This is a genomic window from Pseudomonas sp. P1_F1_2 (assembly GCF_056405815.1).
In genome coordinates, this window is record NZ_JBFUBK010000092.1 from 1 (window position 1) to 26,521 (window position 26,521).

The 26,521-nt window shown below is 59.0% G+C and carries 24 protein-coding genes; 16 read left to right on the top strand and 8 right to left on the bottom strand.

Going from position 1 to position 26,521, the window contains the following annotated elements; translation table 11 throughout:
* A partial coding sequence (locus AC1D2P_RS23130) for a carbonic anhydrase (protein WP_477811611.1) occupies positions 1-497 on the bottom strand: 497 nt, incomplete at its 3' end.
* Positions 498-667: 170 nt separating this feature from the next.
* Positions 668-2,044 carry a glutamine synthetase family protein gene (locus AC1D2P_RS23135; protein WP_017341358.1) on the bottom strand — a complete coding sequence of 459 codons (1,377 nt, stop codon included), beginning with the start codon at positions 2,042-2,044 and terminating at the stop codon, positions 668-670.
* Positions 2,045-2,723: 679 nt separating this feature from the next.
* On the opposite strand from AC1D2P_RS23135, the gene AC1D2P_RS23140 reads away from it, so the two are divergent.
* The 7 genes from AC1D2P_RS23140 to AC1D2P_RS23170 all read left to right on the top strand — a co-directional run bounded on the left by AC1D2P_RS23140 (position 2,724) and on the right by AC1D2P_RS23170 (position 11,170).
* On the top strand, positions 2,724-4,082 hold the full coding sequence (locus tag AC1D2P_RS23140; RefSeq protein WP_046032289.1) for a glutamine synthetase family protein: 1,359 nt from the start codon (positions 2,724-2,726) through the stop codon (positions 4,080-4,082).
* Positions 4,083-4,140: 58 nt separating this feature from the next.
* On the top strand, positions 4,141-5,505 hold the full coding sequence (locus tag AC1D2P_RS23145) for an aspartate aminotransferase family protein (protein ID WP_109785674.1): 1,365 nt from the start codon (positions 4,141-4,143) through the stop codon (positions 5,503-5,505).
* 189 nt (positions 5,506-5,694) lie between these two features.
* Positions 5,695-6,807: a polyamine ABC transporter substrate-binding protein gene (locus tag AC1D2P_RS23150; protein WP_109785673.1), complete on the top strand. Its 1,113-nt coding sequence runs from the start codon at positions 5,695-5,697 to the stop codon at positions 6,805-6,807.
* A 245-nt stretch (positions 6,808-7,052) separates the two neighbouring features.
* Positions 7,053-8,150, top strand: coding sequence for a polyamine ABC transporter substrate-binding protein (locus AC1D2P_RS23155; protein WP_046032292.1), 1,098 nt, complete (start codon positions 7,053-7,055; stop codon positions 8,148-8,150).
* A gap of 73 nt (positions 8,151-8,223) precedes the next feature.
* The gene (locus AC1D2P_RS23160; protein ID WP_046032293.1) at positions 8,224-9,366 is read left to right on the top strand and encodes an ABC transporter ATP-binding protein; all 1,143 of its coding nucleotides are present in this window, start codon (positions 8,224-8,226) and stop codon (positions 9,364-9,366) included.
* Positions 9,367-9,401: 35 nt separating this feature from the next.
* Positions 9,402-10,283, top strand: coding sequence for an ABC transporter permease subunit (locus AC1D2P_RS23165; protein ID WP_175649027.1), 882 nt, complete (start codon positions 9,402-9,404; stop codon positions 10,281-10,283).
* Positions 10,280-11,170 (top strand): ABC transporter permease subunit, encoded by an 891-nt coding sequence (locus AC1D2P_RS23170; protein ID WP_046032295.1) that lies wholly within the window; start codon positions 10,280-10,282, stop codon positions 11,168-11,170. The genes AC1D2P_RS23165 and AC1D2P_RS23170 overlap by 4 nt, the downstream gene beginning before the upstream one ends.
* A gap of 63 nt (positions 11,171-11,233) precedes the next feature.
* Here AC1D2P_RS23170 and AC1D2P_RS23175 read toward each other — a convergent pair whose 3' ends face one another.
* Positions 11,234-11,875 carry an HD domain-containing protein gene (locus AC1D2P_RS23175; RefSeq protein ID WP_109785672.1) on the bottom strand — a complete coding sequence of 214 codons (642 nt, stop codon included), beginning with the start codon at positions 11,873-11,875 and terminating at the stop codon, positions 11,234-11,236.
* 261 nt (positions 11,876-12,136) lie between these two features.
* Here AC1D2P_RS23175 and AC1D2P_RS23180 point away from each other — a divergent pair, with 261 nt between their 5' ends.
* Positions 12,137-13,102 carry a GlxA family transcriptional regulator gene (locus tag AC1D2P_RS23180; RefSeq protein ID WP_109785671.1) on the top strand — a complete coding sequence of 322 codons (966 nt, stop codon included), beginning with the start codon at positions 12,137-12,139 and terminating at the stop codon, positions 13,100-13,102.
* Positions 13,103-13,237: 135 nt separating this feature from the next.
* On the opposite strand, the gene AC1D2P_RS23185 is transcribed toward AC1D2P_RS23180, so the two are convergent.
* Positions 13,238-15,649, bottom strand: coding sequence for a penicillin acylase family protein (locus AC1D2P_RS23185; RefSeq protein WP_109785670.1), 2,412 nt, complete (start codon positions 15,647-15,649; stop codon positions 13,238-13,240).
* 103 nt (positions 15,650-15,752) lie between these two features.
* Positions 15,753-16,331, bottom strand: a complete 579-nt coding sequence (locus tag AC1D2P_RS23190) for a DUF6436 domain-containing protein (RefSeq protein ID WP_109785669.1) — start codon at positions 16,329-16,331, stop codon at positions 15,753-15,755.
* 97 nt (positions 16,332-16,428) lie between these two features.
* Here AC1D2P_RS23190 and bipL point away from each other — a divergent pair, with 97 nt between their 5' ends.
* Positions 16,429-17,376 carry a phospholipase BipL gene (gene bipL, locus AC1D2P_RS23195; protein WP_109785668.1) on the top strand — a complete coding sequence of 316 codons (948 nt, stop codon included), beginning with the start codon at positions 16,429-16,431 and terminating at the stop codon, positions 17,374-17,376.
* A 46-nt stretch (positions 17,377-17,422) separates the two neighbouring features.
* On the opposite strand, the gene AC1D2P_RS23200 is transcribed toward bipL, so the two are convergent.
* A complete protein-coding gene (locus tag AC1D2P_RS23200) occupies positions 17,423-18,175 on the bottom strand; it encodes a DUF2059 domain-containing protein (RefSeq protein ID WP_046032301.1) in 753 nt (250 codons plus the stop codon).
* 108 nt (positions 18,176-18,283) lie between these two features.
* Between AC1D2P_RS23200 and AC1D2P_RS23205 the strand changes: the two genes are divergently transcribed.
* Positions 18,284-18,916 (top strand): 2OG-Fe(II) oxygenase, encoded by a 633-nt coding sequence (locus tag AC1D2P_RS23205; RefSeq protein WP_046032302.1) that lies wholly within the window; start codon positions 18,284-18,286, stop codon positions 18,914-18,916.
* Positions 18,917-18,918: 2 nt separating this feature from the next.
* Positions 18,919-19,404: a 2-thiouracil desulfurase family protein gene (locus tag AC1D2P_RS23210; protein WP_109785667.1), complete on the top strand. Its 486-nt coding sequence runs from the start codon at positions 18,919-18,921 to the stop codon at positions 19,402-19,404.
* A 62-nt stretch (positions 19,405-19,466) separates the two neighbouring features.
* On the opposite strand, the gene AC1D2P_RS23215 is transcribed toward AC1D2P_RS23210, so the two are convergent.
* Positions 19,467-20,051 (bottom strand): transporter substrate-binding domain-containing protein, encoded by a 585-nt coding sequence (locus AC1D2P_RS23215; RefSeq protein WP_109785666.1) that lies wholly within the window; start codon positions 20,049-20,051, stop codon positions 19,467-19,469.
* 135 nt (positions 20,052-20,186) lie between these two features.
* Here AC1D2P_RS23215 and AC1D2P_RS23220 point away from each other — a divergent pair, with 135 nt between their 5' ends.
* Positions 20,187-20,612 (top strand): DUF4399 domain-containing protein, encoded by a 426-nt coding sequence (locus tag AC1D2P_RS23220; protein ID WP_109785665.1) that lies wholly within the window; start codon positions 20,187-20,189, stop codon positions 20,610-20,612.
* A gap of 75 nt (positions 20,613-20,687) precedes the next feature.
* On the opposite strand, the gene serA is transcribed toward AC1D2P_RS23220, so the two are convergent.
* Positions 20,688-21,917, bottom strand: coding sequence for a phosphoglycerate dehydrogenase (gene serA / locus AC1D2P_RS23225; RefSeq protein ID WP_046032306.1), 1,230 nt, complete (start codon positions 21,915-21,917; stop codon positions 20,688-20,690).
* Between the two features lie 204 nt (positions 21,918-22,121).
* On the opposite strand from serA, the gene AC1D2P_RS23230 reads away from it, so the two are divergent.
* The 4 genes from AC1D2P_RS23230 to AC1D2P_RS23245 all read left to right on the top strand — a co-directional run bounded on the left by AC1D2P_RS23230 (position 22,122) and on the right by AC1D2P_RS23245 (position 26,424).
* On the top strand, positions 22,122-23,516 hold the full coding sequence (locus tag AC1D2P_RS23230; protein WP_046032307.1) for an FAD-binding oxidoreductase: 1,395 nt from the start codon (positions 22,122-22,124) through the stop codon (positions 23,514-23,516).
* Positions 23,517-23,552: 36 nt separating this feature from the next.
* Positions 23,553-24,218 (top strand): fumarylacetoacetate hydrolase family protein, encoded by a 666-nt coding sequence (locus AC1D2P_RS23235; RefSeq protein ID WP_046032308.1) that lies wholly within the window; start codon positions 23,553-23,555, stop codon positions 24,216-24,218.
* Positions 24,219-24,476: 258 nt separating this feature from the next.
* On the top strand, positions 24,477-25,403 hold the full coding sequence (locus AC1D2P_RS23240; protein ID WP_477811612.1) for an SdiA-regulated domain-containing protein: 927 nt from the start codon (positions 24,477-24,479) through the stop codon (positions 25,401-25,403).
* A 103-nt stretch (positions 25,404-25,506) separates the two neighbouring features.
* A complete protein-coding gene (locus AC1D2P_RS23245; protein WP_109785664.1) occupies positions 25,507-26,424 on the top strand; it encodes an SdiA-regulated domain-containing protein in 918 nt (305 codons plus the stop codon).
* Positions 26,425-26,521: the final 97 nt, after the last annotated feature.

Here is a 26,521-nt window from a genome sequence, read left to right on the forward strand (position 1 = left end):
GCGGCAAGAATGGGTTCCAGTGCCGGGTTGTGGGCGCCTTCTTCAAACAGCACGGCAACTACGGCTAGTTCGCCGGCAGCGTTGCTGTGGACAAAATGCGCATCCAGCGGATAGGCGCGTCCCTGGATGTTTTCTTCACTGGGCGTATGAAAGTGAAACTGCACGAGCGAGTAGTCGCCGGTAGGCAAGGTGATACCGCCCGCGTCCTTTGGTGAAACCTGAATGGTGTGGCCATTGTTCAGGATGGTGACCGGGCTTGCCCGATAGTTAAAGGTCAGGGGGGCCAGGCTGACCTTGACCGCGCTACTGATATCGATGGGTGACTGCGCCTTGCCGGTTGAGCAGAGTTTGTAGTCACTCTTGAGGTCGCCCCAGTGCTCCGGGCCGGAGTGATCGCTGTAGGTCCAAGTGGAAGTGTGGTCGTCCCCGGCAACGGCAGGGATGCACATGCTAGCGCCGATCAGTGAAAGAGCTGCGCCCATCAGGATTATTTTCATGGTAATTGATCCTCAAAATTCAGGCGGGTGTCGAGTCTTGCCTGGCATACCAAAGTGTGAGATTCAAATGATGGCGAGTCTATGGTCTTTCTTGCGTGCAGCGCTCCAAAGGGGGACAAAAAAACGCCGCAGGCKGTRARGCCGGCRGCGTTGTTTTTTACKGCAACCGYTTACACGGTATGCAGGTACCAGTTGTACTCAAGGTCGGAGATGGAGTGTTCGAACTCCTCCAGCTCGCTCTCTTTGCACGCGACGAAGATATCGATGTACTTCGGATCGATGTACTTGGCCATGACTTCGCTGTCGTCCAGCTCGCGCAATGCATCGCGCAGGTTGTTCGGCAGGCTTTGCTCGTTCTGCTCGTAGGAGTTGCCTTCTACGGGTGCGCCTGGCTCGATCTTGTTGGTCAGGCCGTGGTGCACGCCTGCCAGGACCGAGGCCATCAACAGGTACGGGTTGGCATCGGCGCCGGCAACACGGTGTTCGATACGTACGGCATCGGAAGAGCCGGTCGGTACGCGAATCGCCACGGTACGGTTGTCCAGGCCCCAGCACGGCGAGTTCGGCACGTAGAACTGTGCGCCGAAACGACGGTAGGAGTTGACGTTCGGGCAGAGGAAAGCCATCTGCGCGGGCAGGGTCTCGAGCACACCGCCGATCGCGTGACGCAGTGCGGCGTTCTGCTCGGGATCCTCGCTGGCAAAAATGTTTTTGCCGTCTTTATCAAGAATCGAGATATGGACGTGCAGACCGTTGCCCGCCTGGCCCGGGTAAGGCTTGGCCATGAAGGTGGTGTCCATTTCATGGTCGTAGGCGATGTTTTTGATCAGGCGCTTGAGCAGAACCGCGTAGTCGCAGGCCTTGATCGGGTCGGCCACGTGGTGCAGGTTCACTTCGAATTGCGCCGGGGCACTTTCCTTGACGATCGCGTCGGCAGGGATGCCTTGCTCTTTCGCACCTTCCAGAATGTCCTGGAGGCAATCGACGTATTCGTCGAGGTCGTCGATCAGGTAGACCTGAGTCGAATGCGGGCGTTTGCCAGAGATCGGCGAGCGTGGCGGCTGTGGACGGCCGTTCACGTTTTCCTGGTCGATCAGGTAGAACTCCAGTTCGAACGCGGCGCAGATGGTCAGGCCCATCTCGTCGAACTTGGTCACGACTTGACGCAGCACTTCACGGGGATCCGCGAAGAAAGGGTCACCTTCGAGTTCGTGCATGGTCATCAACAGCTGCGCGGTAGGGCGTTTCTGCCAAGGCTCATTGCACAGGGTGTCGGGGATTGGATAGCAGATTCGGTCAGCATCACCGATGTCCAGGCCCAGGCCGGTGCTTTCCACCGTCGAGCCATTGATATCCAGAGCAAATAGAGAGGCCGGCAGGTTGATGCCTTTCTCGTAAACCTTGTGGAGGCTGGTGCGTTCAATGCGCTTGCCGCGCACCACACCATTCATATCCGCAATCAGAAGGTCAACGTACAGAACCTCAGGATGTTCCTTAAGGAACGCGTTCGCTTCGTTAAGCTGAACGGCACGCGGGGGTACCGACATGATGCAACACCTTTGTTGTTAAAAATATCAATCATTGATCTCTTCGGATTCCAGTCAACCCGAACGGCATGCCGAAGTCAAGCGAGGCCTTTTTTGCCCTAAAAAAGCGCTCGTAAGGCTTTTTTGAGGCACTTTGGGGCGTTTTTATGCCTTTGAACGCTTTAGCCGACGCGGGGTTGAGCGGGGCGTGTTGTATTTTTTACGGGGGTGTTGTGTAAAAAAATGAACAAGGCTAAGCTCGATTCAAACCCATAACACCAATAATACCGGGGTGCTTCATGTCTCGCCTGCCGATAATCGGCATCACCGACTGCTCTAGGCAGATTGGTCTGCATGCTTACCACATCAGTGGCGACACTTGCGTCCGCGCCGTAGCCTCATCGGCTTCGGGCCCGCTCAAAACTCTGCGGTCGCTGGCGGCTCATCGGTCTGCGTCCGATATTCTGGACGGTCCTGATGGCACCCCCATTACGGTTACTCCATTCAATATAGAACCGATTCACAATAGCGGCCTGGCTATCGCACAGGACTCCGCTCGTGATTCTGCACGCCCGGCCGTTGGCGCGCAGTCCGCAAGAAACACGATAGCCTGTCGCAGACACCCGTTTCAACGCGACGCCGATGCGTCAAACATCGCCTGACTTGCAAGAGTCAGGAAACTCAAAGCCTAGAGGCATTTATGAGTAACAACCTCGACCAGCTCACCGATTGGTTGAAAGACCACAAGATCACAGAAGTCGAATGCATGATCGCCGACTTGACCGGGATTACCCGGGGCAAGATTTCGCCGACCAACAAGTTCATTGCCGAAAAAGGCATGCGCCTGCCTGAAAGCGTTTTGTTGCAGACCGTGACAGGCGACTACGTCGAAGACGACATCTATTACGAGCTGCTCGACCCGGCCGACATCGACATGATCTGCCGCCCCGACCAGAACGCTGTGTTTCTGGTGCCGTGGGCCATCGAGCCGACTGCCCAGGTGATCCACGACACCTACGACAAGCAAGGCAACCCGATCGAGCTGTCGCCGCGCAACGTGCTCAAGAAGGTCCTGAAACTCTATACCGACAAGGGCTGGCAGCCGATCGTGGCGCCGGAAATGGAGTTCTACCTGACCAAGCGCAGCGACGACCCCGACTATCCGCTGCAGCCGCCGATCGGTCGCTCCGGGCGCCCGGAAATCGGTCGCCAGTCGTTCTCGATTGAAGCGGCGAACGAATTCGATCCGCTGTTTGAAGACGTCTACGACTGGTGCGAATTGCAGGAGCTGGACCTCGATACGTTGATCCACGAGGACGGCACGGCGCAGATGGAAATCAACTTCCGTCACGGCGATGCCCTGTCCCTGGCCGACCAGATCCTGGTGTTCAAGCGCACCATGCGCGAAGCCGCGCTCAAGCACGACGTGGCGGCGACCTTCATGGCCAAGCCCATGACCGGTGAACCGGGCAGTGCGATGCACTTGCACCAGAGCATCATCGACATCGAGACCGGCAAGAACATCTTCTCCAATGAAGACGGGACCATGAGCCAGTTGTTCCTGCACCACATCGGTGGCTTGCAGAAACTCATTCCCGAGCTGTTGCCGCTGTTCGCGCCCAACGTCAACTCGTTCCGCCGCTTCCTGCCGGACACCTCGGCACCGGTGAACGTGGAGTGGGGCGAAGAGAACCGCACCGTGGGCCTGCGGGTTCCGGACGCCGGGCCGCAAAACCGCCGGGTGGAAAACCGTCTGCCGGGCGCCGATGCCAACCCGTACCTGGCGATTGCCGCGAGCCTGCTCTGCGGTTACGTCGGCATGGTCGAAGGCCTCAATCCGAGTGCCCCGGTGGTGGGCCGTGGCTATGAACGCCGCAACCTGCGCCTGCCGCTGACCATTGAAGATGCGCTGGATCGCATGGAAAACAGCTCAACCATCGAGAAGTACCTGGGCAAAAATTTCATTACTGGCTACGTCGCGGTCAAGCGGGCCGAGCATGAAAACTTCAAGCGCGTGATCAGTTCGTGGGAACGGGAATTCCTGCTCTTTGCCGTCTGATACGCCGGGCGCCGTCGTTGTCGGGCGGCGCTTTCACCTGATTTTTTAGGAGATTTACATGACCAGTAACAATCCGCAAACCCGTGAATGGCAAACCCTGAGCAACGATCACCACCTGGCTCCGTTCAGTGATTTCAAGCAGCTGAAAGAGAAAGGCCCGCGGATCATCACCAACGCCAAGGGCGTTTACCTGTGGGACAGCGAAGGCAACAAGATCCTCGACGGCATGGCCGGCCTGTGGTGCGTAGCGATCGGTTACGGTCGTGATGAACTGGCCGATGCCGCTAGCAAGCAAATGCGCGAACTGCCTTACTACAACCTGTTCTTCCAGACCGCTCACCCTCCGGTTCTGGAGCTGGCCAAGGCCATCGCCGACATCGCCCCAGAAGGCATGAACCACGTGTTCTTCACCGGCTCCGGCTCCGAAGGCAACGACACCATGCTGCGTATGGTTCGTCACTACTGGGCGATCAAGGGCCAACCGAAAAAGAAAGTCATCATCAGCCGCAAGAACGGCTATCACGGTTCTACCGTGGCCGGCGCGAGCCTGGGTGGCATGACGTACATGCACGAACAAGGCGACTTGCCGATTCCGGGCATTGTCCACATCGCACAGCCGTACTGGTTCACCGAAGGCGGCGACATGACGCCTGAAGAGTTCGGCGTCTGGGCGGCGAATCAGCTGGAAGAGAAAATTCTGGAAATCGGCGTGGATAACGTCGGTGCCTTTATTGCCGAGCCGATCCAGGGCGCCGGTGGCGTGATCATTCCGCCAGACACCTACTGGCCGCGCATCAAGGAAATCCTCGCCAAGTACGACATCCTGTTCGTGGCGGACGAAGTGATTTGTGGTTTTGGCCGTACCGGTGAGTGGTTCGGTACCGATTACTACGACCTCAAGCCCGACATGATGACCATCGCCAAAGGCCTGACCTCCGGCTACATCCCCATGGGTGGCCTGATCGTGCGTGACGAAGTCGTCGAGGTGCTGAACGAAGGCGGCGACTTCAACCACGGCTTCACGTACTCCGGTCACCCGGTGGCCGCTGCGGTGGCGCTGGAAAACATCCGCATCCTGCGCGAAGAAAAAATTATCGAGCGCGTTCATGCAGAAACGGCACCCTATTTGCAGAAACGTCTGCGGGAACTGAACGATCACCCGTTGGTGGGAGAAGTGCGTGGTGTCGGTCTGTTGGGGGCCATTGAACTGGTTCAGGACAAAGCCACTCGCAAACGTTACGAAGGCAAGGGCGTCGGCATGATTTGCCGCCAGTTCTGCTTCGACAACGGCCTGATCATGCGCGCCGTGGGCGACACCATGATCATTGCTCCGCCACTGGTGATTACACCGGCTGAAATCGATGAGTTGGTGGCCAAGGCACGCAAGTGTCTGGACCTGACCCTGAGTGCGTTGCAGGGCTAAGTGCTAGGCTCTGAGCGTAAGTGGCCGGGGTTTGTATCAAAACAGCTACTTTCGCTCAGCGCTGTCAGAAAGCGTGGCCTTTCCTTGAAAGACCGATGTGGATCTTGCCAGACTAGCCGCGGTTCCAGTTGCCCGGGTTCGGTCGCTGAAAACAAGTGGTTCAAAAAAGAAAAATTTGGAGCATTACGCATGAAGGCACTAGGTAAAAAGCTCGCTGGTAAGACTCTCCTTGCCATGTCGTTGATGGGGTTGATGGCGGGCGCGGTTCAGGCCGATGACAAAGTACTGCACGTGTACAACTGGTCCGATTACATCGCACCGGACACCATCAAGAAGTTCGAAGACGAGTCGGGGATCAAAGTCGTCTACGACGTGTTCGACAGCAACGAAACCCTTGAAGCCAAGTTGCTGGCCGGCAAATCCGGTTACGACATCGTCGTACCGTCGAACAACTTCCTGGCCAAGCAAATCAAGGCCGGCGTTTACCAGAAGCTGGACAAGTCCAAGCTGCCTAACTGGAAAAACCTGAACACCGACCTGCTCAAGGCGGTATCGGTGAGCGACCCGGGCAACGAACATGCCTTCCCGTACATGTGGGGCTCGATCGGCATTGGCTACAACGCCGAGAAGGTCAAGGCTGCACTGGGTGCCGACGCACCGGTCGATTCCTGGGACCTGATCTTCAAACCTGAAAACGCCGCCAAGCTGAAGTCCTGCGGTATCAGCTTGCTGGACTCGCCAACCGAGATGATTCCGGTGGCGCTGCACTACCTGGGCCTGCCAACCGACAGCCAGAAGAAAGAAGACATCGACAAGGCTGAAGCGCTGATCATGAAGGTCCGTCCTTCGATCGCCTACTTCCACTCGTCCAAGTACATCTCCGACCTTGCCAACGGCAACATCTGTGTAGCCGTGGGTTACTCGGGTGACGTGTATCAGGCCAAGTCCCGCGCGGCTGAAGCCGGTGACAAGGTCAAAGTCAGCTACAACATTCCGAAAGAAGGTGCTGGCAGCTTCTACGACATGGTCGCCATCCCTAAAGATGCCGAGAACGTCGAAGGCGCCTACAAGTTCATGACCTTCCTGCAGAAGCCGGAAATCATGGCTGAAATCACCAACGCCGTGCGCTTCCCGAACGGTAACGCGGCTGCCACGCCACTGGTGGATAAAGACATCACCGCGGATCCAGGCATCTACCCGCCAGCGGACGTGCTGGCCAAGCTGTACGCGATTGCCGACTTGCCGGCCGCGACCCAGCGGATCCTGACTCGCAGCTGGACCAAGATCAAATCGGGTAAATAAGGCGTAAAACCCTGTAGCAGCTGCCGCAGGCTGCGTCCAACTGCGAAGCAGTTGTGCTGTTGAAAACGCGGGAAGGTCCTTCGGACCTTAACGCTGCCTTCGGCAGCTGCTACAGGTATCTGCATAAAAGTTTTGCTGGAACGGTTTTTCGAGGGTAAGTTGCGCGCCGGTTTTGTTGCTGGGCAATCACGGTTGTCATGTAACGCGGGGCAACTTGGGCCCAACTAATTTTAGAGGACCTCCACTTGCCTATTTTTTCTTTGTTTCGCAATGCCTTGCTGGCTGGCGCTGGACTGACACTTGCCGTTAGTGTCCAGGCCGCCGGTACTGTGCATATTTATAACTGGTCGGACTACATCGGTCCGACCACCCTGGCTGACTTCCAGAAAGAGACCGGCATCAAGCCGGTCTATGACGTCTTCGACTCCAACGAAACCCTGGAAGGCAAGTTGCTGGCCGGGCGTACCGGTTACGACGTGGTCGTGCCGTCCAACCACTTCCTTGGCAAGCAGATCAAGGCGGGCGCCTTCCAGAAACTCGACAAGTCGAAGCTGACTAACTATTCCAACCTCGACCCGGTGCTGCTCAAGCGCCTGGAGCAGAACGATCCGGGCAACCAGTACGCGGTGCCGTACCTGTGGGGCACCAACGGCATCGGTTACAACGTCGACAAAATCAAAGCCGTGCTGGGCGTCGACACGATCGATTCATGGAGCGTGCTGTTCGAGCCGGAGAACATCAAGAAGCTGCACAGCTGCGGCGTGGCGTTCCTCGACTCGGCCGATGAAATGATGCCGACCGTGCTCAACTACATGGGCCTGAACGCCAACAGCACTGATCCCAAGGATTATGAAAAGGCCACCGCCAAGTTGCTCGCCGTGCGGCCGTACGTGACTTACTTCCATTCCTCCAAGTACATCTCGGACCTGGCCAACGGCGACATCTGCATCGCCATCGGTTTCTCCGGCGACATGTTCCAGGCCCGCAACCGTGCGGAAGAAGCCAAGAAAGGCGTGAACATCGTCTACACCATTCCCAAGGAAGGCGGCGCTCTGTGGTTCGACATGCTGGCGATTCCCAAGGATTCGGCCAACACCAAAGAGGCCCACGCGTTCATCAACTATTTGTTGAAACCCGAGGTGATCGCACAGGTCAGTGATTCTGTTGGCTATGCGAATCCCAACCCTGCTTCGGACAAACTGATGGAACAGTCCATCCGCACAGACGAGTCGGTTTATCCACCGCAAGCAGTCCTCGACAAGACCTACGTGTCGGTCGAATTACCACCGAATATTCAACGTTTGATGACCCGCAGCTGGACCAAGGTCAAGACGGGTAAATAGCTTCAAGGCTCAAACTATCCAAGGTTGGCTCACCTTGAGCGAACTGCACTCTTTTTTTCTGGGAGTTTCGTAAATGGCAGTTGCCTCCGGCGCCTATAAGAAAGCCCTCGAGGGCGACCAGTCACCTAAACAGGTGCTGGTCAAAATCGACCGGGTCACGAAAAAGTTCGACGAGACGATTGCCGTGGACGATGTGTCCCTGGAAATCAAGAAAGGCGAAATTTTCGCCCTGCTCGGCGGTTCGGGATCGGGCAAGTCCACGTTGCTGCGCATGCTCGCTGGCTTCGAACGGCCAACGGAGGGGCGCATTTTCCTCGACGGCGTAGACATCACTGACATGCCGCCGTACGAGCGGCCGATCAACATGATGTTCCAGTCCTACGCCTTGTTCCCGCACATGACCGTGGCGCAGAACATCGCCTTCGGCCTCAAGCAGGACAAGCTGCCTGCCGCCGAAGTCGATGCGCGCGTGGCCGACATGCTCAAACTCGTGCAGATGAGCCAGTACGCCAAGCGCAAGCCGCATCAGTTGTCCGGTGGCCAGCGTCAGCGTGTGGCACTGGCGCGCTCGCTGGCCAAGCGACCGAAGCTGTTGCTGCTCGACGAGCCAATGGGCGCCCTGGATAAAAAGCTGCGTTCGCAGATGCAACTGGAGCTGGTGGAGATCATCGAGCGCGTCGGCGTAACCTGCGTCATGGTGACCCACGACCAGGAAGAGGCCATGACCATGGCCGAGCGCATCGCGATCATGCACCTGGGCTGGATTGCCCAGATCGGCAGCCCGATCGACATCTACGAAACCCCGACCAGTCGCCTGGTCTGCGAATTCATCGGCAACGTCAACATCTTCGACGGTGAAGTGATCGACGACGCCGAAGGTCACGCGACCATTACCTGCAAGGACCTGGATCGCCAGATCTACGTGGGCCACGGCATCAGTACCTCGGTGCAGGACAAATCCGTGACCTACGCGATCCGTCCGGAAAAACTGCTGGTGACGCCGACGCAGCCGACCTGCGAATACAACTGGTCCAGCGGCAAAGTGCACGACATCGCCTACCTCGGCGGGCACTCGGTGTTCTACGTCGAACTGCCAAGCGGCAAGATCGTCCAGTCGTTCGTCGCCAACGCCGAGCGCCGTGGTCAGCGCCCAACCTGGGGTGACCAGGTTTACGTGTATTGGGAAGACGACAGCGGCGTGGTACTTCGCTCATGAACATGCGCAAATTCAAACGCCGCCTCAATCGAATAATTCCCGGTGGCCGTCAGCTGGTCATCGGGGTTCCGTTCATCTGGCTGTTCATGTTCTTCATGCTGCCGTTCTTCATCGTCTTGAAGATCAGCTTCGCCGAAGCCGATGTGGCCATTCCGCCGTACACCGAAATCTACAACTTCGTCGACCAGAAGCTGCAGGTGCTGCTCAACCTCGGCAACTACGCCATGCTGGCGGGCGACGAGTTGTACATCGCCGCTTACCTCGGCTCGTTGAAGATGGCGCTGATCAGCACCGTCCTCTGTTTGCTGATCGGGTACCCGATGGCCTACGCCATTGCCAGTGCCCGTAAAGAGCTGCAAACGGTCCTCGTGCTGCTGATCATGATGCCGACCTGGACCGCCATCCTGATCCGCGTTTACGCGTGGATGGGCATCCTCAGCAACAACGGTCTGCTCAATGGTTTCCTGATGAGCATGGGCTGGATCAGCGAACCGCTGCAGATCCTCAACACCAACCTCGCCGTCTATATTGGTGTCGTTTACTCCTATCTGCCATTCATGATCCTGCCGCTCTACGCCAACCTGGTGAAGCACGACCACAGCCTGCTGGAAGCCGCATCCGATCTGGGTTCTAGCACCTTCAACAGCTTCTGGAAAATCACCATTCCGCTGTCCAAGAACGGCATCGTCGCTGGCTGCATGCTGGTGTTCATTCCGGTGGTGGGCGAGTTCGTGATCCCGGAACTGCTCGGCGGCCCGGAAACCCTGATGATCGGTAAAGTGCTTTGGCAAGAGTTCTTCAACAACCGTGACTGGCCCGTGGCGTCAGCCCTGGCGGTGGTGATGCTGGCGATCCTGATTGTGCCGATCATCCTGTTCAACCGCAGTCAGGCCAAAGAAATGGAGGGCAAAGAATGAAGCGCTTCAGATTCTCAAGCTTGATGCTGGTGCTGGGTTTGCTGTTCATCTACGCGCCGATGCTGATCCTGGTGATCTACTCGTTCAACGCCTCAAAACTGGTGACGGTGTGGGGCGGCTGGTCGATCAAATGGTACGTCGGGTTGATGGACAACACTCAGTTGATGGGCTCGGTGGTGCGCTCGCTGGAAATCGCCTGCTACACGGCGGTGGCGGCGGTGGCGCTGGGTACATTGGCCGCGTTCGTCCTGACCCGTATCACCCGCTTCAAAGGTCGCACGCTGTTCGGTGGCCTGGTCACCGCACCGCTGGTGATGCCCGAAGTCATCACCGGTCTGTCGCTGTTGCTGCTGTTCGTGGCCATGGCGCAGATGATCGGTTGGCCACAGGAACGCGGCATCGTCACTATCTGGATCGCCCACACTACGTTCTGTGCGGCGTATGTGGCGGTGGTGGTGTCGGCGCGTTTGCGTGAGTTGGACTTGTCCATCGAAGAGGCGGCCATGGACCTTGGTGCGCGGCCGTGGAAGGTGTTCTTCCTGATCACCATCCCGATGATCGCGCCCTCGTTGGGAGCAGGCGGCATGATGTCTTTCGCGCTGTCGCTGGATGACCTGGTGCTGGCGAGCTTCGTCTCGGGGCCGGGTTCCACGACCCTGCCAATGGAAGTGTTCTCGGCGGTGCGTCTGGGCGTGAAACCGGAGATCAACGCCGTGGCCAGCCTGATTTTGCTGGCGGTATCGCTGATGACGTTCCTGGTCTGGTTCTTCAGCCGTCGTGCCGAAGAGAGCCGCAAGCGTGCGATTCAGCAGGCCATCGAAGAAGGCGCTGCCGACTCCTGGAAGCAACCGGACGTACGCCGCGCGCAGGCGCCGGAAGCGGCTTGATCTACGGATGATCGTTCCCACGCAGAGCGTGGGAACGATCAGTAACCCAAATCCCCTGTGGCTTCATGCCAACCAAGGGGATTTGCGGATGATCTCGACAAAGTTCATCGGCTTGAACCCCGCCTCGCTGTCGACCAGCACATCGGCGTTCACCGTGCCGAACGTGGTATCCGGCTTGTGTTTGAAGCCGTTGGCGAACGCACACAGGATGCATTCCTTGAAGCCTTCACCCCGTGGATGCGCATGCACCACCGCCTCACGCTGCACGGTGGAAAACGCCGCGTAGTCGATGCCCAGCACATCCATTTCAACCCCGGCGGTCACCAGCGCCACATTCGGGCGCAAGTGTTGCGGCACACCCGGTGTGGTGTGCAGCGCAATCGACAGCCAGACTTGCTCGATATCGTCGTCGCTCAACCCGTAAGGCTTGAGGAATGCCTTGGCGGCATTGGCGCTGTCGACTTCAAAACGTTCGTCATCGCTGCGATGTCCTTCCACCAGGCCCAGGTCATGGAACATCGCGCCGACGTACAGCAACTCCGGATCGTAGGCCAGTTGCTTGCGTTCACCGCTCAACGCACCGAACAGAAACACCCGGCGCGAGTGGTGATACAGCAAGTCGGACTCGACATCGCGGATGTATTCGGTGGTGGCCTTGGCCAATGCGCTGTCGGGAATGTTGATACCGGCAATGATGCTGCTCATGGGTGCTGTCCTCGTGGGCAACGCCGTGGCGGCGCTGATGGAACAAGTCTGTTGCGTCACCCAAAACCGGACAATCGATCCATGGCTGCGATCCTTGCCAATGAACCTGCATATCGCGCCAACCTCGCTTGTTGCGCGTGGATTGGCTAAGTTTGATGCAGATAATCGAATCACAAACGGCGCCTGTAGCAGCTGCCTCGCAGGCTCGGCAGCTGCTACAGGTCTTGCGGTGTAATCAAAGTATTGAGGGCGTTTCCCGCCATGAGTAAAACCGTAGCCATCGTGGTTTTTGCCGGGGTTCAGTCCCTGGACGTTACCGGTCCCATGGATGTGTTTTGCGAGGCCAACCGCTTCCTCGAACCGCAAGACCATTACCGGTTGGAGGTGATCGGTGTCGAGCATGGGATGATGCCGTGTTCCAACGGTTTGTCGCTCAATGCTCACCGGCATTTCAGCGACGCGCTTGAGGCGTATGACCTGCTGCTGGTGGCCGGCGGCCCGCAATTACCATTCCTGGATTTCGGTGCGGTGTTCGATGCCTGGTTGCGTGGTGCCTGCGGGCGGGCGCAACGTTTTGGTTCGATCTGCAATGGCGCGTTCATGCTGGCGCGGGCCGGCCTGCTTGATGGGCGGACCGTGACCACCCATTGGAGCGATGCTGCCGCGTTGGCACAGTTGTGCCCGTCGACCCGGGTCGAGGCGGATCGCTTGTACGTGCAGGACGGCGAGCTCTACACCTCGGCCGGGGTCACGGCGGGGATTGATCTGTCGTTGTACCTGCTGGCCAGGGATCACGGGCCGGAAGTCGCGCTGCACGTGGCCAAGCGTCTGGTGGTATTCACGCAGCGCTCAGGCGGGCAATCGCAGTTCAGCCCGTTCCTCACGCCCCACGCCGAACCCACGTCGGCGGTGGCGCTGGTTCAGCTCTACGTGCTGGCGAACCTCACCGGCGACCTGACCCTCGCTGACCTGGCGAATGCGGCCAACATGAGCACCCGCAACTTTTCCCGTGTGTTTGCCAAGGAAGCCAAAATCACCCCGGCGGAATTTGTCGAACAGGCGAGGGTGGACGCGGCGCGGGTGCTGTTGGAAAGCACCCATTCGCCACTGAAAACCGTGGCCTACCAATGTGGGTTTCGCGATGCCCAGCACATGCGCAGCGTGTTCAACCGCCGATTGGGGGTAACGCCACAGCAGTTCCGGCTGAATTTTTCTGCGATGGTTTGAGCAGGCATTTCTGTCGTTTGTGAGGGCCTCATCGCGGGCAAGCCCGCTCCCACATTGGACCGCGTTCGAGCGGACAACTCAGTCACTTGTGGGAGCGGGCTTGCCCGCGATGACGGCAGCCGAAACAACAAAAATCTACGGCGCAGCCCGCGCCGGCAAGAACTTCAACGTGCTGCGCGTATTGGCCGTGACTTCTTCATCGTTGAAGTGCGCCTCGTAATAAACCCCTTCGACATACGCCTCCGCCTGGTCATCGTAGTGGCTGTCGAACGGCACACCACTCTGGCCGACCGGGTTGATGGTCAGGCTGTGGGCCGGGTCGGCAAAGTCGACCAGGCGTCGCGTCGACGGGCCGTAAGTCACCGGCCACGGCGCCGGGCCGATTTTGGCCGAGAGGTTGTTCGGCACTTCATGCGTGCCGGGTGCCGCAAACGGCCCGACGTTGTAGATAAGGTCCAACGGCTTCTGCATGCCCAGTGGATGGCCGTGCGTCAGGGTGTGCGCCTTGCCCCACTGCCATTGAGCCGAATCCGCACCCAGCGTTGTCTTGAGGTGGGTGATGCTCGCTTGCCAGGCCACCTTGACCGTATCGGCGCGGGTTTCCTTGCCGAGGGTGTTGCGGTTGTCCCACCACGGCGAATCAGGCGTAGCGGCCAGACGTGGCAGCGCGGCGTCGATCACCCGGGTCGAGAGCAAAGTGTCGAAGAAATCATTGCCCAGTTCATCGTGCATCGTCGCGTCAGCCAGGTTGAACAGGAACTGGTTGAACAGCGTCGCGCTGGTCGAATCCAGCGGGTAATCGCCTTTCCACTGCGCCAGTTGTTCCACCAGTTTCAGTTCGGCGGGATCGCTGACGACTTCACGCAGTACCGGCAACAACGGCGCCAATAGACGCGGGCCGTAAGCCGTGGTGGTGCCCAGTTGCAGCTTCTGGCTGGCGTCGATGTCCCACTTCACGTTCTTGTCACTGAGCTGGCGATTGAGCTGCTGGCCGCGATCGGCAAGGTTGTAGTAACCGGGGATCTCCATGCCGGTCGGCGATAGCGGCTGGAAGTTGGCTGAGACGATATAGCCGCGTGGCGGGTTCTCTTCCTGCGGGTTGGCGCTGAACGGGTAAAAGCCGTCCTTGTCCGCCTGATTGGTGCTGCCGTCGAGGATGAAGCCGGGTTTCACCCCGGTCGGGCGTTTGGGCAGCAGAGCCGCCGCCCACCAGCCGATGTCGCCCTTGGCGTTGGCGTAGACAATGTTCAACCCCGGCGCCTGAACCTTGGCGGCGGCGGCGCGTGCCTTGGCCAGCGTGTCGGCGCGGTTGAGCTGGTAGAAACCTTCGAGAATCGGGTTTGGCGTTTCAAGGAACGCCCACCACATGGCCACCGGCGTCTTGCCTGCCGCGGTGCCGAGTGCATCATTGATGATCGGGCCATGGGGCGATTGACGCAGGGTCAGCGTGACCGGCTCCTGGCCCTTCACGGCAATTTTCTGTTCGGTGTTGACCATGTCCACCCACTTGCCGCGATACCAGACCTGGTTAGGGTTGTCCGGGTTGATCTTCTCGGCGATCAGGTCCAGATCGTCGTTCTGGAACATGGTCAGGCTCCAGCCGAAGTCCAGGTTGTGGCCGAGAAAGGCAAACGGCACCAAGGCCTGATGGTGGCCGTACAGCTCAAAGCCCGGCGCCGAGAGTTGTGCCTCGTACCAGACTGCGGGCACTGAAAAGCGAATATGCGGGTCGCCCGCCAGCAGCGGTTTGGCGCTTTTGGTGCGGTTGCCGGAAATCACCCAGGCGTTGCTGCCTTCGAATTGGGGCAGGCCATTGTCGGCCAGCGCTTGTTCGCTCAGGCGGGCGAGGGCGTTCAGGTCTTTCCAGTCACTGGCTGTCAGTGTCAGGGCAGGTTTGGAATGCCCCTTGGCCAATACGCCTTTGGGCTGCCAGTCGAGGTCGAAGATGTTCAGGTAGTCGGCGCCCAATTGGTCGCGCACGAACGTCAGCAAAGGTTCGGTGCGGAACGCCGCGGCAAAGCTGTATGCCATGTAGCCGGCGACGCTGATGCTGTCTTGCGCCGTGAACGGACGCTTGTGGATGCCCAGCACGTCGAACTCGGCGGGTGCGGCGTGAGTGTCCTGATATTGATTGATGCCATCCAGGTACGCTTCCAGCGCCTTCCATGCCGGCGACTGCCGATCCAGCGACGCCACGTAGCTGTCGGCCCGCTCACGAATGCGCAGGCTGCGGAAGAGTTTGTCGGTCTCGATCAGTTTCGGGCCGAGGATTTCGGCCAGTTCACCCCGGGCCAGGCGCCGCATGGCTTCCATCTGGAACAAGCGGTCCTGGGCTTGCACATAGCCGAGGGTGCGGTAGAGGTCGGCTTCGTTTTCCGCGCGGATATGCGGCACGCCACGCTCGTCGTAACGCACGGTCACCGAACCTTGCAGGCCTTGCAGTTCGACCAGGCCCTGACGCGACGGCTGTTTGCTGTACACATACCCGCCGACTCCGATGGCGAGCACGACAATCAGCAAGGCAAGTACGGTCAGGACGCGTTTCATGGTGACTCCTTGTTCTTATAGGTTTGCCGCCCGTGTGGGCTGCCAACATGTAGCACAGACCTTCCGTGGCGGGCATCGCGGTCCTGCAAAAGTCAGGAATGCCTTACTTCACTTCAACGGGCCATGGGCAGTAACAACCGATGGCCAGCGTATGGGTAGCGTTCACCGCGCGACCTTCGCTCAGTGCTTGCAGAATGGGTTCGATGAAGCTGTTGTTCGAATTGCAGGTCAGGCCTTCGCTGTACGGGCCGAAGTAGGCCAGTTTGCCGTTGCGGTCCCAGATCGCCACGGCCGGGCTGGCGGGAATCTGTTCGGAGCCCGGCAGGACGGTAATGGTTTTCAGGCTGCTCAGTGTGGCGGGTAACTGGCCATGGCTGCCGGGTTTTTGCACTGCATAAAACTCGACGCCCTGCGGTACATAGCGCTCGACCAGTTCGCTCAGGTGTTGTTGATTGCCGACGTTGCACGGGCAGGCCGGGTCCCAGAAGTGCACCAGCCGGATGGCGCCGGGGCCGGCGAGGTCGTCGGGCAGGCGCAGCGGGTCACCGGAAAATACCGCGGTGTGTTCGCTGAAGGCTCGCAAGTAGCGTCCTTGAAACCAGTCATACGCGGCCCACAGGATGCCGGCGCACACGAGGGCGAGCAGGCTGGCAAGCAGTGTGGTGCGATAGGCCGGGCGCATGGGTTTCAATCCTCGAAGGTCGGCTAGCTTGCCATGCTTGCCGCGACAGATGAATATCGCAGGCCTATAAAGTCTGTTTACCGCTCTGGAATCGTTCATGTCAGCGACGTTTGCCCCCGATCATTTACGCGCCAGCCTGCGGCCATTGGCCGAAGGGCAGCCGTTGTCGACCGAGGCCATGGCGTATCAGCGTTTTTATGGCCTGGATTTTCCGGGGCGTACGCTGCGTGGGGGGCTGGGGCGTTTCGAGGTCGATGGCTATGAATTGGTCAGCCAGTTCTGGTGGCCGGAGCGGGCGAAGGCGACGTTGTTCATGTTCCACGGTTTCTACGATCACACCGGACTCTACCGCCATGTGATCGAGTGGGCGCTGGACCAGGGGTTTGCCGTAATCGCCTGCGACCTGCCGGGGCATGGTCTGTCCAGTGGCGAGCGGGCGAGCATCAAGGCATTCGCCGAGTATCAGCACACGCTAGAAGGGTTGTTCGCCGAGGCCTTGTCCATCGATCTGCCGCAGCCGTGGCACCTGTGCGGGCAAAGCACGGGTGGGGCGATCGTGATTGATCATGTACTCAATCAAGGCTCTAACAGTCCCGCTCAAGGGCAGGTGATTCTGTTGTCACCCCTGGTCAGGCCTCGCGCCTGGGGTTGGTCCAAACTCAGTTATTACCTGCTCAAGCCTTTCGTCAAAGCCATCGCCCGGCGCTTCAGCGAGAACTCCAACGATCCTGATTTCTTGCCGTTCCTGCAGGCTGATCCTTTGCAGCCGTTACGCCTGCCCACGGCCTGGGTGGGGGCATTGGCGCGCTGGATCAAGCAGATCGAAGCCGCACCCAACAGCCCGCGCAGGCCGCTGATCGTGCAGGGGCAGGCAGACATGACGGTGGATTGGGAGCATAACCTTGGGGTGTTGAAGGCCAAGTTCGACCGGCCTCAGGTGTTGATGTTGCCAGAGGCGCGGCATCATCTGGCGAATGAGACGCTGGTGTTGCGGCAGGAGTATTTCGGGTTTTTGACCAAGCGGATCAAAGGCCGGAATTCATAGCGGCCGTTTTGGCCCCATCGCGGGCAAGTCGATCAGACAGCAAAAATCATTGGCTGAGGTTCGAAGTATTCTGCCCCACCGCCAACCCCGCCCGAATTGCCGCCAGTGCGGCCTGGTAATAGGCCTGGCCCTCGGTGGACTCGGCAAACGTGGCGAATTCTTCCAGTTCGTCATCCGACAGGTCGCGATACACGTAGAGCAGCGTGTTGTTCAGGTCGCTGCCGATCTGTTCCATCAAACGCTGACGCTGACCGTTCAACATCATCTGCGCCTGACCACCGCCCAACAGGCCGGGAATCATTGAACTCAGGCTGTCGGCCGCGACACCGGCAATGGCCAGGCTCACTTCAGCGCCCGCCTCGCGAGCGGGCAGGGCCTGGGCCAGGTGGCCGATGATCAATTGACGGCTATCGCTGGCCTGAACCTTGGGCAGGCCCTTGGCGTTTTTTGCCAGTTGATCACGACGGGTGGCCAGCAGTTCGGCGGCTACGACTTTTTTGCCCAAGGGCGATTGAAAGAAGGCCAATGCCGGTTTGGGATCAGCGAGGCTCTTGCGCAATTGCGCTTCGGCACGCTGATCGACGGACTGGGGAGCGAAACGCTGATTGCTGTTATTCACCAGCGCCTGAAACACGGCCGGTGGCAGGCTGCTTTCGTAGCGTTGTTGTGCGGCCGTGAGCGCGTCGTTGAAATGCGCACGTTGGTCTGGCCAGCCGGCGACTTTATACAACTGGTCGTGGCCGTCTGCCCAAGCGGGCAAAGCACAGAGCATCAACAGTGAAAAAAGCAAACGGCGCATAGGGACTCCTGTCGGCAGGCGACTATTCTCCGTGTGGCACCCGTACTTGTCGAGAATTCGTATCAACCCGCTGCGTGGCTCTGTCGGATTTTCAAGCACAGGAATACTATGCGCGGCATGCAAATACCCTCTGATCACCCGCTGCTGTTACGTATCGTTGATGACCTGGCTGCACATGGCTGGTCGCAGCAGAATATTTTCCTGCCTCTGGATCTGACCCGGGCGTTGGCGGCTGAGTGCCGTAAACGTGCAGCCGAGGGTGAACTGGCCCCGGCCGCCGTGGGCCGAGGCCCGTCATCGGAAGTTCGCGAGGGGATTCGTGGTGACCACATCCAGTGGATCGATCCGGGCCAGGCCGAAGCCTGCGACAGCTACCTGGCGTTGATGGACAGCCTGCGTGAAGCACTGAACCGCGGCTTGTTCCTGGGGCTGGAAGATTTCGAAAGCCACTTCGCGATGTACCCACCCGGCGCGTTTTACCTCAAACACGTCGACCGTTTCCGCGATGACGACCGGCGCATGGTGTCGGCCGTGGTGTATCTCAATGACGGCTGGCTGCCTGAACACGGTGGTCAGTTGCGCATGTACCTCGACGACGACCGCGCCTACGACGTGCAACCTATCGGCGGTTGCCTGGTGGTCTTCCTCTCGGGCGAAGTGCCCCACGAAGTCCTGCCCGCCACCCGGGATCGCCTGTCGTTGACCGGCTGGTTCCGGCGTCGGGGTAACGAGCCGTTCTGATCATGCAAAAGATTCTGGTAAGCCGCTGCCTGCTGGGCCATCGCGTTCGTTACGACGGCGGGGCGAGTGGGCCATTCGATCAGCTTCAGCAATGGCTGGATGAGGGCCGGGTCGTACCGCTGTGCCCCGAGGTGGCCGGCGGTTTGCCGACGCCGCGGGCCGCGGCGGAAATCCCGGGCGGGCAGGGCGGTGAAGTGCTTGATGGCCACGCCAGTGTGATCACCACCGAAGGCGCGGATGTCAGTGCCGAGTTTCTGTCGGGGGCGTATCAGGCGCTGGCACTGGTGCAACAGCATGGCATCCGCATCGCTGTGCTCAAGGCCAACAGCCCGTCCTGCGGGAATTTGCTGACGTATGACGGGACGTTCAGCGGCGTAAAGGTCAGTGGCGAGGGTGTGACGGCGGCGCTGCTCAAGCGCCATGGCGTGCAAGTCTTCAGCGAGCTGGAGTTGCCGCAAGCTGATGCCGCACTGAGCTCTCTCGACTGACACCCCCCCCTTTGTAGGCGCGAGCAGGCTCACTCTTGCAGGGGTTAGTCATTTACCCTCTGTCAGGGCTTGGGCGACACACTCGCATCCGCCGTAAACCACTTCTTCTCCAGCGCCGCCATCCGGCCATCGTCCTTGATCCGTTGCAGCGCGTTTTCCAGGCTGGCGTGAAACGCCGGGTTACCTTTCTGAAACGGAATCGCCAGGCTCACGGGTGCGGCGGCTTTCGGTTTCGCATCAGTCAACGACTGCACCAGCAACATTGAGCGCGGTTCTTCTTTCTGCGCGATCAATTGCGTGGTGGTTTGAACGTAAGGTTCGCTGAAATCGAAACGATCCGAGAGCGCCGAGGTCACTGTAATGTGATTGATGGCGATGTCGTACTTGCCGCTTTCAACGCCAGTCAGCAGATCGCCCGAATCGGTGACGACGAAGTCGGCCCGTACATCGAGCTCGTTGGCCAGCAGTTGACCCAGCTCGACTTCGAAGCCGGTGAGCTTGCCTTCATCCTTGAAGTTGAAGGGCGGTGTATTCGCTTCAAGAGCGATGCGCAGTTCGCCGCGGTCGTTCACGTCGTCAATCAGTTCGGCATGAGCCAAAGGGCTCAAAAGGGGTAGCAGACAGATCAGGCCAGGCAAAAAGCGCATGGTCACTCCTTTGAATTTATTATCGCGACCCTCTGGTTCAGGTTCGCTTTGCTATGGTTGTCGAGTGCCTTCGACAACGATTGACCATGAAGTTGTATTGGTCACGCGGATTTTACGGAAAAACAGGAGAAGAGAATGAAAACCTTTATGTCACGTGCTGCTTTGGCTGGCCTGCTGATGGGTGTTTCGGTGTTGGCCAGTGCTGCTACACCGGCGCCCAAGGGGGCTGAAGTATCCATCGTTTCTCCTGAAGACGGGGCGACGGTGCCGCAGACTGTCGTCGTCAAGTTCGCGGTCGAGAACGTTGCGCTGGCGCCTGCGGGTGATACCACCAAGAACACCGGCCATCACCACTTGCTGATCGATGTCGATGAACTGCCAGCCGCCGGTGCGGCGATCCCCAAAGATGACAACCACAAACATTTCGGCAAAGCCGAGACCCAGGCTGAAATAACGCTGACGCCGGGCAAGCACACCTTGCAGCTGGAACTGGGCGACAGCAACCACATACCGTTCGATCCGCCGATCGTGTCGAAAAAGATCACCGTCAACGTGAAGTAACCTGCTCGGTATAAAGAACCGCGCCCATGAAAAAGGAGACCACTAGGTCTCCTTTTTTTGTCGCTCAAGTCGCTATCAGAACAACACGCGGCAACGAATGGTGCCGTTGATGTGCTGCAGCTTCTCTTGCGCCAGGTCCGAGTACTCGGCGTCGACGTCGATTACCACGTAGCCGACTTTCTCGTTGGTCTGCAGGAACTGACCGGAGATGTTGATGCCGTTTTCGGCGAAAACCTTGTTGATCTCGCTGAGCACGCCCGGAATGTTTTCGTGGATGTGCAGCAGACGGTGCTTGCCAGGGTGAGCCGGCAGGGCCACTTCCGGGAAGTTCACGGACGATACCGACGTACCGTTGTCGCTGTACTTGACCAGTTTCTCTGCCACTTCCAGGCCGATGTTGGCCTGGGCTTCAGCGGTGGAGCCACCGATGTGCGGGGTCAGGATCACATTGTCCAGGCCGCGCAGCGGGCTTTCGAACTCTTCGTCGTTGGAGCGAGGCTCCACCGGGAACACGTCGATGGCCGCGCCGATCAGGTGCTTGTCCTTGATGGCGGCAGCCAGGTGGTCCAGCTCGACCACGGTGCCGCGAGCGGCGTTGATCAGGATGCCGCCTTTCTTGATCGCGCGGATTTCCTTCTCGCCCATCATCCACTGGGTGGCGGCGGTTTCCGGAACGTGCAGCGAGACGATGTCGGACATCGCCAGCAGCTCGTGCAGGTTGCCTACCTGAGTGGCGTTGCCCAACGGCAGCTTGGTGATGGTGTCGTAGAAGTACACCTGCATGCCCAGGCCTTCAGCCAGGACCGACAGTTGCGTACCGATCGAACCGTAACCGACGATACCCAGCTTCTTGCCGCGGATTTCGAAGGAGTTGGCCGCGCTCTTGATCCAGCCGCCACGGTGGCAGGAAGCGTTCTTCTCAGGGATGCCGCGCAGCAACAGGATCGCTTCGGCCAGCACCAGCTCGGCTACGGAGCGAGTGTTGGAGTACGGTGCGTTGAACACCGCGATGCCGCGTTCGCGAGCCGCGTTCAGGTCAACCTGATTGGTGCCGATGCAGAAACACCCTACAGCCACGAGCTTCTTCGCGTGATCGAAGATCTCTTCGGTCAGTTGCGTGCGGGAGCGAATGCCGATGAAGTGCGCATCAGCAATCTTTTCCTTCAGCTGGGCTTCCGGCAGAGAACCGGTGAGGTACTCAATGCTGGTGTAGCCCGCCGCCTTGAGGACGTCGACAGCCGATTGGTGGACGCCTTCGAGAAGAAGGAACTTGATCTTGCTCTTATCGAGAGAAGTCTTGCTCATCTGCGTAAACCTGTATCCCGGAGAAAAATGGCAGGAAATGGTCAACAGATGCTGACCCGGACGGCAAGAAAGCCGTCGCCGCAGAACAGCCGTTGGGCACTATCCTGCGGGGTCGATATGCTAGCATAGGCGCCCCGCTAAACACTCATTCCTGCGACGTGAAGCGTTCTCAGGATGACCATGAATTGTTCGAGAGTTCTGTCGATGACCAATCCTGCCCTGATTGATGAGCTGAAGACCCTGGTTGAGCCTGGCAAGGTGCTGACCGATGCCGACTCCCTGAATGCTTATGGTAAGGATTGGACCAAGCATTTCGCCCCGGCCCCGACGGCCATCGTGTTTCCCAAGACCACCGAACAGGTCCAGGCCATTGTCCTGTGGGCCAATAAACACAAGGTGGCGCTGGTGCCGTCCGGTGGTCGTACCGGGTTGTCTGCCGCTGCCGTGGCGGCCAATGGCGAAGTCGTTGTGTCCTTCGACTATATGAACCAGATTCTTGACGTGAACCTCACTGACCGCACGGCCGTATGTCAGCCAGGCGTGGTCACTGAGCATTTGCAGAACGTCGCCGAAGAAAAAGGCCTGTACTACCCGGTGGACTTCGCTTCGGCAGGTTCCAGCCAAATTGGCGGCAATATCGGCACCAATGCCGGCGGGATCAAGGTCATTCGCTATGGCATGACCCGTAACTGGGTAGCCGGCATGAAAGTCGTGACCGGCAAGGGTGATGTGCTGGAGCTGAACCGCGACCTGATCAAGAACGCCACTGGCTACGACATGCGCCAGCTGTTCATCGGCGCTGAAGGCACCCTGGGTTTTGTGGTCGAAGCGACCATGCGCCTGGACCGTGCGCCGAAAAACCTGACCGCGATGGTCCTCGGTACTGCCGATTTCGACGCGATCATGCCGGTATTGCACGCGTTCCAAAGCAAGCTCGACCTGACGGCCTTCGAATTCTTCTCCGATAAAGCGCTGGCCAAAGTCATGGGCCGCGGCGATGTGCCGGCGCCTTTCGAAACTGATTGCCCGTTCTACGCGTTGCTCGAATTCGAAGCGACCACCGAAGAAGTGGCCAACCACGCCCTGGAAACCTTCGAGCACTGCGTCGAGCAGGGCTGGGTACTGGACGGCGTGATGAGCCAGAGCGAAACCCAGCTGCAGAACCTGTGGAAGCTGCGCGAATACATCTCCGAAACCATTTCCCACTGGACGCCGTACAAAAACGACATTTCGGTCACTGTGTCGAAAGTCCCGGCGTTCCTGAAGGAAATCGACGCGATCGTCGGCGAACACTACCCGGACTTCGAAATCGTCTGGTTCGGCCACATTGGCGACGGCAACCTGCACTTGAACATCCTCAAGCCGGATAACCTGAGCAAGGACGAGTTCTTCGCCAAGTGCGCAACCGTCAACAAGTGGGTGTTCGAAACCGTCGAGAAGTACAACGGCTCGATCTCCGCCGAGCACGGCGTGGGCATGACCAAGCGTGATTACTTGACCTACAGCCGCTCGCCGGTTGAGATCGAGTACATGAAAGCCGTCAAAGCGGTGTTCGACCCGAACGGCATCATGAACCCGGGCAAGATCTTCGCTGTTTGATTTTCGAACGTTAAGAGCACGAATCAGGAGTCGGTAATGAGCTATCAGCACCAGTATGTCGACGGCACGCGTATTCACTTCCCGCTGGGGAAAGTGGTGTGCATTGGCCGTAACTATGCCGAACACGCCAAGGAACTGGACAACCCGGTGCCTACCGAGCCGTTGCTGTTCATCAAACCGGGCAGTTGCGTGGTGCCGCTGGACGGCGGTTTCAGCATTCCGACCGAGCGTGGCTCGGTGCATTACGAGGCGGAAATCGCTGTATTGATCGGCAAGTCGTTGTCGACCAAGCCGAGCCGTGAGGAAGTGCTGGACGCCATCTCCGGTTTCGCGCCGGCCCTGGACCTGACGCTGCGCGACAAACAGGCCGAGCTGAAATCCAAGGGCCTGCCTTGGGAAATCGCCAAGTCCTTCGATGGCGCGGCGGTGATCGCGCCGTTCGTGTCCGGCAGTACCTTTGCGGACCTGGCCGACATCGGCATCCGCCTGACCATCAATGGCGAAGTGCGCCAGGACGGCAACAGCAGCGCAATGCTCAACCCGATCGTGCCGATGATCCAGCACATGGCCGGTTGCTTTTCGCTGCAGGCCGGTGACGTGATCCTGACCGGCACGCCAGTGGGCGTTGGTCCGCTGAATGTCGGTGACGAGATCGTCCTGGAACTGCCTGGCGCGAGCCGCTTCACCAGCAGCGTTCGCTAACCCAAACACCGCAAACCCCCGTAGGAGCCGAGCTTGCTCGCGATGGCGTCAGCACATTCAACCTGGATGTTGAATGAACGACCGCTATCGCGAGCAAGCTCGGCTCCTACAAGGGTTTTGTGGTTGGCCGCCGTAGGGCCTTCCTGTCATTTGCCGATTTTTTCACATGTTCTCTGGATAATTCCGGGGCGTTCGGCGTCTGAGCCGGCCCCAATTGTGCTATTACCCCTAGCCTGAATTTCTGGAACGCATTCCCCGATGGCCACTCCTCCGCTTTCCACGTTTAAACCTGCCCGCCGCTCGCGCTTCGCGCTGCGTTGGTATACCTGGCTACTGTTGGTGGCCGTTGTCGCCTACGGCRTCGCCTTTGCCATGCATTGGGATGCGCGAGGCGTGCTCTGGGTGAAAGAGCAATTCAAGAGCCCGGCCGAGCGCCAGGCCAGTATCTGGCTTCCGGACTACCGGGCAGTGATCGATGCCAAGCCGTTGCCGGGCATGGAAAAGGACGAAGCATCGGACCTGTCTTACGATCCCCAGACCAAGACCCTGTTTTCGGTCATGGGCAAGAACCCGTTCTTGGTCGAATTGAACCTGCAGGGCGATGTGTTGCGCAAAATGCCGTTGGTCGGCTGGAGCAACCCTGAAGGCGTCACCGTGCTGGGCGATGGTCGGTTGGCCATTGTCGATGAGCGCGAGCATCTGATCGCTATCGTCAAGGTTGACGCCGACACCCGCGAACTGAACATCGCCGACTTCCCGAAATACGACCTCGGCCCTTCCAAAGACCAGAACAAGGCCTTCGAGGGTGTCACCTGGGATCCGCGCAATCAGCAACTGGTGCTGGGCGAAGAGCGTCCGCCGGCCTTGTTTACCTGGAAAGGTGACGGCAAGGTCCTGACCGGTGACAAGCTGAAACTGGCCAGTCATGCGCTGGATATGCGCAACCTGTCGGCACTGGCCATCGACCCGCGGACCGGCCACATGCTGGTGCTGTCCGCCGATTCGCACCTGTTGCTGGAGCTGGACAAGAAGGGTGAACAGGTCAGTTTCATTACGCTGCTGCGTGGCTTCAACGGCCTGAAGAACACCATTCCCCGGGCCGAAGGCGTGACCATGGACGAAGCGGGCACCTTGTACATGGTGAGTGAGCCGAACCTGTTCTACCGCTTCGAAAAGCAGAAATAAGCGCCGCAAACCCGCAGTTGTGGTCGCAGGCTACGGGCCATTAAGCTTGAATTCATACGGGCGTGATATTTCATCCGCCCGTTTTGTTTTCGAGCTGGCCTGAATGCAACGACTTGCCCGTCCCAAACCCCTTGTCCTGATCCTGACGGTGATTGCCCTGATCGCGCTGGTTGCGATCGGCCAATACATGCGCTTGTTCGAGCGTGGCTGGTTCAACCTGCAGACCCTTTGGCAGCCGCAGAGCAGCGAATCCATCGGCCTGGATCAATACCGGGTGGAAATCGAAGCACGGGTGATCGACGGTCTGGACGATAACGTCTCGGCGCTGACGTTTGATCCGGTGCGCAAAAGCCTGTTCACGGTGACCAACAAAAACTCTGAGCTGATCGAGCTGTCGCTTGAGGGCAAGGTCCTGCGGCGGGTGGCGTTGATTGGCTTCGGCGACCCGGAAGCGGTGGAGTTCATCAGCGCCGACACCTACGTGATCACCGATGAGAGCCAGCAGCGGCTGATCAAGATTCATCTGGAGCAGGACACCACTTTCCTCGACGGGGCGGATGCCGAACAGATGGTCCTTGGCGTGCACATGGGCAGTAACAAGGGGTTTGAAGGGTTGGCGTACGATTCGGTGGGCAAGCGCCTGTTCGTCGCCAAGGAGCGCGACCCGATGCTGATCTACGAAGTGCAGGGCTTTGCGCATTACAACCCGGAGAAATCCTACGCCGTGCACGTGGTGAACAACCCCAAGCGCGATGCAGGGATGTTCGTGCGGGACTTGTCGAGCTTGCAATACGACGAGCGCAGCGGTCATCTGTTGGCGCTGTCTGACGAGTCGCACTTGATTCTGGAGCTGGATGTGGATGGGCGACCGCTGAGCACCCTGTCATTGATCAAGGGGCGCCAGGGTTTGCAAAAAACCGTGCCGCAAGCGGAAGGCATCGCGATGGATGACGAGGGTACGATGTACCTCGTCAGCGAGCCCAATCTGTTCTACGTCTTCAAAAAACCAGCGCAACCCTAAAAACACCCCAAAACCACTGTGGGAGACATGCACAGATTGTGTGTGTGCCACAAAACACTGTAGGAGCCGAGCTTGCTCGCGATAGCGGTGCATCAGT

What these genes read in the sequence shown, in the direction of transcription:
- bipL (WP_109785668.1), top strand. Translation starts at nt 16,429, where the DNA reads ATGTCAGCGACGTTTGCCCCCGATCATTTACGCGCCAGCCTGCGGCCA.
- AC1D2P_RS23145 (WP_109785674.1), top strand. Translation starts at nt 4,141, where the DNA reads ATGACCAGTAACAATCCGCAAACCCGTGAATGGCAAACCCTGAGCAAC.
- AC1D2P_RS23180 (WP_109785671.1), top strand. Translation starts at nt 12,137, where the DNA reads ATGAGTAAAACCGTAGCCATCGTGGTTTTTGCCGGGGTTCAGTCCCTG.
- serA (WP_046032306.1), bottom strand. Translation starts at nt 21,917, where the DNA reads ATGAGCAAGACTTCTCTCGATAAGAGCAAGATCAAGTTCCTTCTTCTC.
- AC1D2P_RS23200 (WP_046032301.1), bottom strand. Translation starts at nt 18,175, where the DNA reads ATGCGCCGTTTGCTTTTTTCACTGTTGATGCTCTGTGCTTTGCCCGCT.
- AC1D2P_RS23220 (WP_109785665.1), top strand. Translation starts at nt 20,187, where the DNA reads ATGAAAACCTTTATGTCACGTGCTGCTTTGGCTGGCCTGCTGATGGGT.
- AC1D2P_RS23230 (WP_046032307.1), top strand. Translation starts at nt 22,122, where the DNA reads ATGACCAATCCTGCCCTGATTGATGAGCTGAAGACCCTGGTTGAGCCT.
- AC1D2P_RS23140 (WP_046032289.1), top strand. Translation starts at nt 2,724, where the DNA reads ATGAGTAACAACCTCGACCAGCTCACCGATTGGTTGAAAGACCACAAG.
- AC1D2P_RS23235 (WP_046032308.1), top strand. Translation starts at nt 23,553, where the DNA reads ATGAGCTATCAGCACCAGTATGTCGACGGCACGCGTATTCACTTCCCG.
- AC1D2P_RS23185 (WP_109785670.1), bottom strand. Translation starts at nt 15,649, where the DNA reads ATGAAACGCGTCCTGACCGTACTTGCCTTGCTGATTGTCGTGCTCGCC.
- AC1D2P_RS23170 (WP_046032295.1), top strand. Translation starts at nt 10,280, where the DNA reads ATGAAGCGCTTCAGATTCTCAAGCTTGATGCTGGTGCTGGGTTTGCTG.
- AC1D2P_RS23160 (WP_046032293.1), top strand. Translation starts at nt 8,224, where the DNA reads ATGGCAGTTGCCTCCGGCGCCTATAAGAAAGCCCTCGAGGGCGACCAG.
- AC1D2P_RS23205 (WP_046032302.1), top strand. Translation starts at nt 18,284, where the DNA reads ATGCGCGGCATGCAAATACCCTCTGATCACCCGCTGCTGTTACGTATC.
- AC1D2P_RS23245 (WP_109785664.1), top strand. Translation starts at nt 25,507, where the DNA reads ATGCAACGACTTGCCCGTCCCAAACCCCTTGTCCTGATCCTGACGGTG.
- AC1D2P_RS23210 (WP_109785667.1), top strand. Translation starts at nt 18,919, where the DNA reads ATGCAAAAGATTCTGGTAAGCCGCTGCCTGCTGGGCCATCGCGTTCGT.
- AC1D2P_RS23190 (WP_109785669.1), bottom strand. Translation starts at nt 16,331, where the DNA reads ATGCGCCCGGCCTATCGCACCACACTGCTTGCCAGCCTGCTCGCCCTC.
- AC1D2P_RS23175 (WP_109785672.1), bottom strand. Translation starts at nt 11,875, where the DNA reads ATGAGCAGCATCATTGCCGGTATCAACATTCCCGACAGCGCATTGGCC.
- AC1D2P_RS23150 (WP_109785673.1), top strand. Translation starts at nt 5,695, where the DNA reads ATGAAGGCACTAGGTAAAAAGCTCGCTGGTAAGACTCTCCTTGCCATG.
- AC1D2P_RS23215 (WP_109785666.1), bottom strand. Translation starts at nt 20,051, where the DNA reads ATGCGCTTTTTGCCTGGCCTGATCTGTCTGCTACCCCTTTTGAGCCCT.
- AC1D2P_RS23135 (WP_017341358.1), bottom strand. Translation starts at nt 2,044, where the DNA reads ATGTCGGTACCCCCGCGTGCCGTTCAGCTTAACGAAGCGAACGCGTTC.